Source organism: Amaricoccus sp. (genome assembly GCF_017995835.1).
Classification (GTDB): domain Bacteria; phylum Pseudomonadota; class Alphaproteobacteria; order Rhodobacterales; family Rhodobacteraceae; genus Amaricoccus.
Window position 1 is genome coordinate 23429 of the sequence record NZ_JAGOID010000031.1, and the last position, 7290, is coordinate 30718.

The following is a 7290-nucleotide window of genomic DNA, read 5'->3' on the forward strand; positions in this document are numbered from 1 at the left end:
GCAGGAGACCCCGATGTCCGACCTCGACCGCGTGCTGGCCCACGTCGACGCCGATCAGGAGAACGCGTTGGCGCGGCTCTTCGAGACGCTGCGGATCCGTTCGATCTCGACCGACCCGGCCTATGCCGGCGCCTGCCGCGACTGCGCCGATTGGCACGTGCGCGACCTCGCCTCGATCGGCTTTGCCGCGACGGCGCATCCCACGCCGGGGCATCCGGTGGTCGTGGCGCATCTGCGCGAGGGTGACGGTCCCTCGGCCTTGTTCTACGGGCACTACGACGTGCAGCCGGTCGATCCGCTCGAGCTCTGGACCCGCGATCCATTCGACCCGGCGATCGAGACGCGTGCGGACGGGACAAAGGAGATCCGCGCCCGTGGCGCCTCCGACGACAAGGGTCAGGTCATGACCTTTGTCGAGGCTTGCCGCGCCTGGAAGGCGGTCACCGGCAGGCTGCCGATCCCGGTGACTGTTCTGATCGAGGGCGAGGAGGAATCCGGAGGCAAGAGCCTGCCGCCGTTCCTCGCGGCCCATGCGGGCGAACTCAGGGCCGATATCGGCCTCGTCTGCGACACCGGAATGTGGGACGCGCAGACGCCGCTGATCACAACCATGCTGCGCGGACTCTGCGGCGAGGAGATCACCATCATCTGCGCCGACCGCGACCTGCATTCCGGGGCCTACGGCTCGGCGGCGCGCAATCCCAACCACGTGCTGGCGAAGATCCTCGCCGACCTGCACGACGAGGACGGGCGCGTGACGATTCCGGGCTTCTACGACGGCGTCCACGAGCTGCCGGAAGCGATGCGCGAGAGCTGGGCGCGGCTCGATTTCCCCGAGGCCGAGTTTCTCGGCGCCGTCGGCCTGTCGATCCCCGCGGGCGAGCGGGGCCGCAGCGTGCTCGAGCAGATCACCTCGCGCCCGACCGCCGAGGTAAATGGCATGGGCGGCGGCTACCAGGGCGCGGGATTCAAGACGGTCATCCCGAGCCGGGCCTCGGCCAAGGTGTCGTTCCGGCTGGTGTTCGAGCAGGATCCGGGCAAGGTGCGCGCGGCCTTCCGCGACTTCGTGCGGGCGCGGGTGCCGGCGGATTGCAAGGTCGAGTTCGAGGAGCACGGGTCGGGGCGGGCGACGACGTTCTCGCCGGACGGCCCGGCGTTCCGGGCGACGGCGGCGGCGCTGGAGGCGGAATGGGGCCGGCCGCCGGCGATCCTGGGCATGGGCGGCTCGATCCCGGTCAGCGCCGACATCAAGGAGTTGCTCGGGATGGACGTGGTCCTGACAGGCTTCGCTCTCGATGATGACCGCATCCACTCGCCGAACGAGAAATACGATCTCGCGAGCTTCCACCGCGGCATCCGTTCCTGGGCGCGGATCCTCGACGCGTTGTCTCGGACCTGAGATCGCCCCTCCGGGGGGCATGCCGGCGGGCTCGTGAAACGACTCGCCGACCTTTTTGACCTTTGACACTTTTATCGTGTGTATTCAGGTAGTTACCCTATCTATCACGCGTGTTAGCCCGTGTTGCGCCGGGTGGCCTGGCAGACTCGCCGGCATCACATGGTCCGGCGTGCCGCCAGCGCCGCGCCGATGGTCCCGTCGTCGAGGTAGTCGAGTTCGCCCCCGATCGGCACGCCCTTGGCGAGCGTGGTGACGCGGACCCCGGCGGGCTCCAGCGTCTCGGCGATGTAGTGGGCGGTGGTGAGCCCGTCGACCGTGGCGTTGAGCGCGAGGATGACCTCGACGATCCCCTCCTCCGCGATCCGCGCCGCGAGGCCCGGGATGCGCAGCGTCTCCGGGCCGACCCCGTCGATCGCGGACAGCACGCCGCCGAGGACGTGGTAGCGACCGCGGAAGGCCCCGGAGCGCTCCATCGCCCACAGGTCGGCGACGGTCTCGACCACGCAGAGTTCGCCCGACCCGCGCCGCGGGTCGGCGCAGATCGGGCAGAGATCCGCCGTGGCGATGTTGCCGCACCGCACGCATTCCCGCGCCGTGGCCGCGACCTCCGCCATCGCCGCGGTGAGCGGCTCCAGCAGCGTCGCGCGCTTGCGCAGCATGGCGAGCGTCGCCCGCCGCGCCGACCGCGGCCCGAGGCCGGGCAGCCGCGCGAGAAGCGCGATCAGCCGCTCGACCGCCTCGGCGCCCCGGTCGGCCACGGTCGGTTCAGAACGGCAGCTTCATGCCCGGCGGCAGGCCCATGCCCTCCGCCACGCGGCCCATCTCCTCGGCGGCGGCGGCCTGGGCCCGCGCCTGGGCGTCCTGGACGGCGGCGACGATCAGATCCTCGACCACCTCGCGATCCTCGGGCTTGAACAGCGACGCGTCGATCGACAGCCCCTTGAGCTGCCCCTTGGCCGTCGCGGTCGCCTTCACCAGGCCGGCGCCGGCCTCGCCGGTTACCTCCATCGTGTCGAGCCGCGTCTGAACCTCGGCCATCCGGGCCTGCACTTCCTGCGCCTGCTTCATGATCTTGGCCATGTCGCCGATCTGGCCCAGCCCCTTCAGCATCTTTCACTCCTCATCGAAGGGATCGAGCGGATCCCATGCGTCGTCATCGGGCGCAGGCGCCGGGGCGCCCGCCTCCGTCTCCGTTCCCGTCCCGCCCGGCGCCGCCAGCGGGCGCACGTCGCGGATCGTCGCGCCGGGAAAGGCCGCCATCACCGCCTGCACCAGCGGGTGCGCCTCCGCCTTGCGCATCAGGTCGCCCCGCCGTTCGGCCGCAGCCTCGGCGAGCGTCGCGCCGCCGCCGGAGCCAACGACGCTGACCCCCCAGCGGGCGCCGGTCCAGATCATCAGCCGCTGCGCCAGCCGCGGCGCGAGGTCGGGCGCCGCCGTGGCGGACGGCTCGAACTCGATCCGGCCCGGGGCATAGCGCACCAGCCGGACCCCCTCTTCGATCTCGAGCAGGAGGCTCACGTCGCGGCGCGCGCGCACCAGCGCGACCATGTCCTCGAAGGTCGCGTAGCGCGCCAGCGCCTCCTCCTCCGCCGCCCGCGCCGCGCCCGGCAGGGGCGTCGTCACCGCGGGGGCAGGGCTCGACGTCGCGGCGATGGCGAGGGCTGTCGGCCCGCCTCCCCGGGGCGCGCCGCCGCCGCCCGCCTGCGGTCCGCCGGCGGCCTCGGCCGGCCGCCCGCCCGAGAGCCGGCGCACCAGTTCCTCGGGCGGCGGCAGTTCGGAAACGTGGGCAAGCCGGATGACCGCCATCTCGGCGGCCATCATCGGGCTCGGCGCGGTCGCCGCCTCCTCGAGCGCCTTCAGGAGCATCTGCCAGGCGCGCGCCAGCGTCCGCATCGTGAGCCGGCCGGCCATGTCGCGCCCTCGGGCGCGTTCCTCGGGCGCGACCGTCGGGTCGTCGGCGGCGTCCGGCGTGATCCTGACGATCGAAACCCAGTGCGTCACCTCGGCGAGATCGCGGAGCACCGCCATCGGGTCGGCGCCGTCGGCATACTGCGCGCCGAGTTCCGCCAGCGCCCCAGCCGCGTCGCCGCGCATCACCGCCTCGAAGAGGTCGAGCACCCGGCCGCGATCGGCGAGGCCGAGCATGGCGCGCACCTCCGCGACGCCGATGGAGCCGCCGTCCTGCGCGATGGCCTGTTCGAGGAGGCTGAGCGCGTCGCGCGCCGAGCCCTCCGCGGCGCGGACGATCAGCCCGAGGGCATCGGGCGGCACGGACGCGCCCTCGGCCGCGGCGATGCCGTCGAGATGGGCGAGCATCGTCTCCGGCTCGATCCGGCGCAGGTCGAAGCGCTGGCAGCGCGAGAGGACCGTCACCGGCACCTTGCGGATCTCGGTGGTCGCGAAGATGAACTTCACGTGCGGCGGGGGCTCCTCCAGCGTCTTGAGGAGCGCGTTGAAGGCCGAGGCGCTCAGCATGTGCACCTCGTCGATGATGTAGACCTTGTAGCGCGCCGAGGCGGCCCGGTAGGCGACCCCGTCGATGATCTCGCGGATGTCGCTGACGCCGGTGCGGGACGCCGCGTCCATCTCCAGCACGTCGACGTGGCGGCCCTCGGCGATGGCGCGGCACGGCTCGCAGACGCCGCAGGGCTCGATGGTGGGCCCGCCGGTTCCGTCAGGCCCCACGCAGTTCAGGCCCTTGGCGACGATGCGCGCGGTCGTCGTCTTGCCCACGCCGCGGACCCCGGTCAGCACGAAGGCGTGGGCGATCCGGCCGGCCGCGAAGGCGTTGCGAAGCGTGCGGACCATCGCCTCCTGGCCGATCAGGTCGGCGAAGGTCGCGGGCCGGTACTTGCGCGCGAGCACGCGATAGGCGCTGTCGGCGGCGTCGGACAATGGCTTCCCGTCTGTCTGGTCGGCTTTCCTACGTAGAGACCCGCCCCGTCAGGGGCAAGCCGCGGGCGTCGGGCGTCGGGCGTCAGCGCAGGACCTGAACGGGCACCTTGCTGTGGGTGAGCACCTTCAGCGTCTCGCTGCCGATCAGGAGCGCGGAGACCCCTCGGCGTCCGTGCGAGGCCATGACGATCAGATCGGCGCCGCTTTCCTCCGCCTGCTTCACGATAGCCTCCCAGGGGTGGTTCGACTGCGCCTGCACGGTCGCGGCCGGGACGCCGAGGGCGGCCGCCTTCTCGGCCGCGGCGCCGAGGATCTTGGTGGCGAGCGCGCTTGCGCCTCGCTCGAAGCGCTCCATGAGTTCGTCGAGCCGGACCCGGTCGTCGACGGTGAAGTGGCGCAACACGTCGAACTGCTCGACGACCGTCAGGACCGTTACCCGCGACCCGAGCGCCTTGGCGAGCGCGAGGCCGTGGTTGACGGCCTGTTCCGCAAGCGGGGATCCGTCGGTCGGGATCAGGATATGGGCGTACATCGGCGGCGCTCCCTTCGCGGTTTTCGACGGGGGGCGCAGGCGCCCCCCGGGCCGTTCATCCCGGCTTGCGAGCCTTACCCCGCCCGCTGCGCGCGGGAAAGGCGCCCCGGCGCGGCGATCAGTCGTCGCCGCGTCGGGCGCGCTTCTCGGCCATCGCCCGGCGCGCCATCCGGCCGAAGCCGCGCTCGGCCCGACGCGCCTCGGCCAGCGTCGCGCTGTTGCGCGCCTCCTCCCGCGCCAGCTTGCGCCAGCGGGCCAGACGTCCGGGGTCGAGCGCGCCCTCCGCGATCGCCGTCCCGACCGCGCAACCCGGCTCGCCGTCATGGGCGCAGTCGGCGAAGCGGCACCGTCGCGCAAGCTCGCCGATGTCGTCGAAGGTCGCAGCGACACCCTCGGCCGCGTCGGCGAGCCGCAGCGCGCGCATTCCCGGCGTGTCGATGAGCCAGCCGCCGGCGCGGGTGCGGATAAGGCTTCGCGAGGTGGTGGTGTGCCTGCCGCGGGCGTCGTCCTCGCGGATGGGCGCGGTGGCGAGCCTCGCGCCGGTCAGGGCGCCCGCGAGCGTCGACTTGCCGACGCCGGAGGAGCCGGCGAGCGCAACGGTCTCGCCGCGACCGCACCAGACCTCGAGCCGGGCGGCAGAGGCGGGATCGAGCACGTTCACCGCCTCGACCTGAAGCGCGCGCGACAGGGCGCGGACGCGGTCGACATAGGCCTCCGGCTCGGGGCAGGCGTCGGCCTTGGTCAGCACGACGACCGGCTCGGCCCCGGCCTGGCGGGCGAGCGCGAGGTATCGTTCGATGCGCGCCACATTGAAGTCGGCGTTGCAGGAGGTGACCACGAAAAGCGTGTCGAGGTTCGCCGCGACGAGTTGCAGCGTCGCCCCCGTGCCGGCGGCGCGGCGCGTCACGAGGGACTTGCGGGGCAGAAGCCGGAGCACGCGCGCCGGATCGCGTCCGGCGAGCAGCCAGTCGCCGACGGCGATCTCAGCCGCGGACAGGGCGCCCGTCGCGAGCCGGCGCGGCCCGTCGGCCCCGAGGGCGTCGACGCCGGTGCGGTGGACGGCGGCGACGCGCATCGGTTCGGCGGCAGCGAGGTCATCCGGTGCGAGGCCGGCTTGCAGGAAAGGCGACCAGCCGAGGTCGCGCAACGAAAGGGCAGGGGTCATTGGGGTTCATCCGACGCCATTGCAGGGCGCGGCCGCCTTCGGGCGGGCGCGACGACAGGCGGGCGGACGAGGGCGCGCTACTTGCGGGCGCGCGACCCGGAGGCCGCCCGGCGGGCGAATGCGGCAGTCATGATTCGGCCCTCCCTGCTTGCGACCCGATACGGTGAGAGGCTGACAACGACCCAAGCGGGACCCGTTACGGCTGCTTCCTTCCGGACCTGACCGGGTTGGCGAGGCGCCTGCCCGCGCCAACCTCTCGCGGCCGCATATACGCCCGGGGGCGGCCGCAGGCAAGCCGGCGCCCCCGGGCGGCGGCGGGCGCAGCAACGGGTTTCGGGCTTAGTTGACGCGATGCGAGTCGATGGGTAGGACGTGGTTGACCGGGCGGCTTGGCTGCCGGTCGCGGGGGTGAATGCGGAGGGCGCGTTTTGGACGACATTCTGCGCGAGTATCTCCCCATCCTTATCTTTCTCGGTCTCGCGATCGCTCTGGGGCTGGTCCTGCTCCTCGCCGCAGCGGTGGTGGCGGTGTCGAATCCGGACCCGGAGAAGATCTCGGCCTACGAGTGCGGCTTCAACGCCTTCGACGACGCGCGGATGAAGTTCGACGTGCGCTTCTACCTGGTGTCGATCCTCTTCATCATCTTCGACCTCGAGGTCGCGTTCCTGTTTCCCTGGGCGGTGAGCTTTCCGGTGCAGGGCGAACTCGGCTTCTGGTCCATGATCGTCTTTCTCGCCGTGCTGACGATCGGCTTCGCCTACGAGTGGCGCAAAGGAGCCCTGGAATGGGAGTGATGGAGCCGTCCCCGGCCCTGGCCACCGCCGCCGGACCCGACAAGGAAGCCACCGCGCGGGCGATCTCCGACGAACTGGCCGACAAGGGCTTTCTCGTCACCTCGACGGCCGACGTCATCAACTGGGCGCGCACCGGCTCGCTGCACTGGATGACCTTCGGGCTCGCCTGCTGCGCGGTCGAGATGATGCACACCTCGATGCCGCGCTACGACCTCGAGCGGTTCGGCACGGCGCCGCGCGCCTCGCCACGGCAGAGCGACCTGATGATCGTCGCCGGGACGCTGACCAACAAGATGGCCCCGGCGCTGCGCAAGGTCTACGACCAGATGCCGGAGCCGCGTTACGTGATCTCGATGGGATCCTGCGCCAACGGCGGCGGCTACTATCACTTCAGCTACAGCGTGGTGCGCGGCTGCGATCGGGTGGTGCCGGTCGACGTCTACGTGCCGGGCTGCCCGCCGACCGCCGAGGCGCTGCTTTACGGCATCCTTCAGCTGCAACGGAA

At 71.9% G+C, this 7290-nt stretch carries 7 protein-coding genes, 1 other RNA gene and 1 pseudogene; 3 read left to right on the top strand and 6 right to left on the bottom strand.

What is annotated here, in order from left to right; translation table 11 throughout:
* The first annotated feature begins 13 nt into the window (after positions 1–13).
* On the top strand, positions 14–1399 hold the full coding sequence (locus tag KBA23_RS07150; RefSeq protein ID WP_290738628.1) for a M20/M25/M40 family metallo-hydrolase: 1386 nt from the start codon (positions 14–16) through the stop codon (positions 1397–1399).
* Between the two features lie 155 nt (positions 1400–1554).
* Here KBA23_RS07150 and recR read toward each other — a convergent pair whose 3' ends face one another.
* The 6 genes and pseudogenes from recR to ffs form a co-directional block, all read right to left on the bottom strand.
* Positions 1555–2157, bottom strand: coding sequence for a recombination mediator RecR (recR, locus tag KBA23_RS07155; RefSeq protein WP_290738630.1), 603 nt, complete (start codon positions 2155–2157; stop codon positions 1555–1557).
* Positions 2158–2164: 7 nt separating this feature from the next.
* The gene (locus tag KBA23_RS07160) at positions 2165–2509 is read right to left on the bottom strand and encodes a YbaB/EbfC family nucleoid-associated protein (RefSeq protein ID WP_290738633.1); all 345 of its coding nucleotides are present in this window, start codon (positions 2507–2509) and stop codon (positions 2165–2167) included.
* Between the two features lie 3 nt (positions 2510–2512).
* A pseudogene (locus KBA23_RS07165) lies at positions 2513–4300 on the bottom strand (DNA polymerase III subunit gamma/tau); the annotation flags it as partial.
* Positions 4301–4376: 76 nt separating this feature from the next.
* Positions 4377–4826 (bottom strand): universal stress protein, encoded by a 450-nt coding sequence (locus KBA23_RS07170; protein WP_290738637.1) that lies wholly within the window; start codon positions 4824–4826, stop codon positions 4377–4379.
* A 118-nt stretch (positions 4827–4944) separates the two neighbouring features.
* The gene (gene rsgA, locus KBA23_RS07175; protein ID WP_290738640.1) at positions 4945–5991 is read right to left on the bottom strand and encodes a ribosome small subunit-dependent GTPase A; all 1047 of its coding nucleotides are present in this window, start codon (positions 5989–5991) and stop codon (positions 4945–4947) included.
* A gap of 161 nt (positions 5992–6152) precedes the next feature.
* Positions 6153–6250: signal recognition particle sRNA small type (gene ffs, locus KBA23_RS07180), an RNA gene on the bottom strand.
* A gap of 169 nt (positions 6251–6419) precedes the next feature.
* Between ffs and KBA23_RS07185 the strand changes: the two genes are divergently transcribed.
* Both KBA23_RS07185 and KBA23_RS07190 read left to right on the top strand, forming a co-directional pair.
* Positions 6420–6785 (top strand): NADH-quinone oxidoreductase subunit A, encoded by a 366-nt coding sequence (locus KBA23_RS07185; RefSeq protein ID WP_290738643.1) that lies wholly within the window; start codon positions 6420–6422, stop codon positions 6783–6785.
* Positions 6785–7290, top strand: a 506-nt coding sequence (locus KBA23_RS07190; protein ID WP_290738646.1) for an NADH-quinone oxidoreductase subunit B family protein, incomplete at its 3' end; no start/stop codon positions are given. The genes KBA23_RS07185 and KBA23_RS07190, both read left to right, overlap by 1 nt.

Bases quoted from the DNA above. Each gene is read 5' to 3' on its own strand.
- KBA23_RS07150 (WP_290738628.1), top strand. From the start codon at position 14: ATGTCCGACCTCGACCGCGTGCTGGCCCACGTCGACGCCGATCAGGAG.
- KBA23_RS07160 (WP_290738633.1), bottom strand. From the start codon at position 2,509: ATGCTGAAGGGGCTGGGCCAGATCGGCGACATGGCCAAGATCATGAAG.
- KBA23_RS07170 (WP_290738637.1), bottom strand. From the start codon at position 4,826: ATGTACGCCCATATCCTGATCCCGACCGACGGATCCCCGCTTGCGGAA.
- rsgA (WP_290738640.1), bottom strand. From the start codon at position 5,991: ATGACCCCTGCCCTTTCGTTGCGCGACCTCGGCTGGTCGCCTTTCCTG.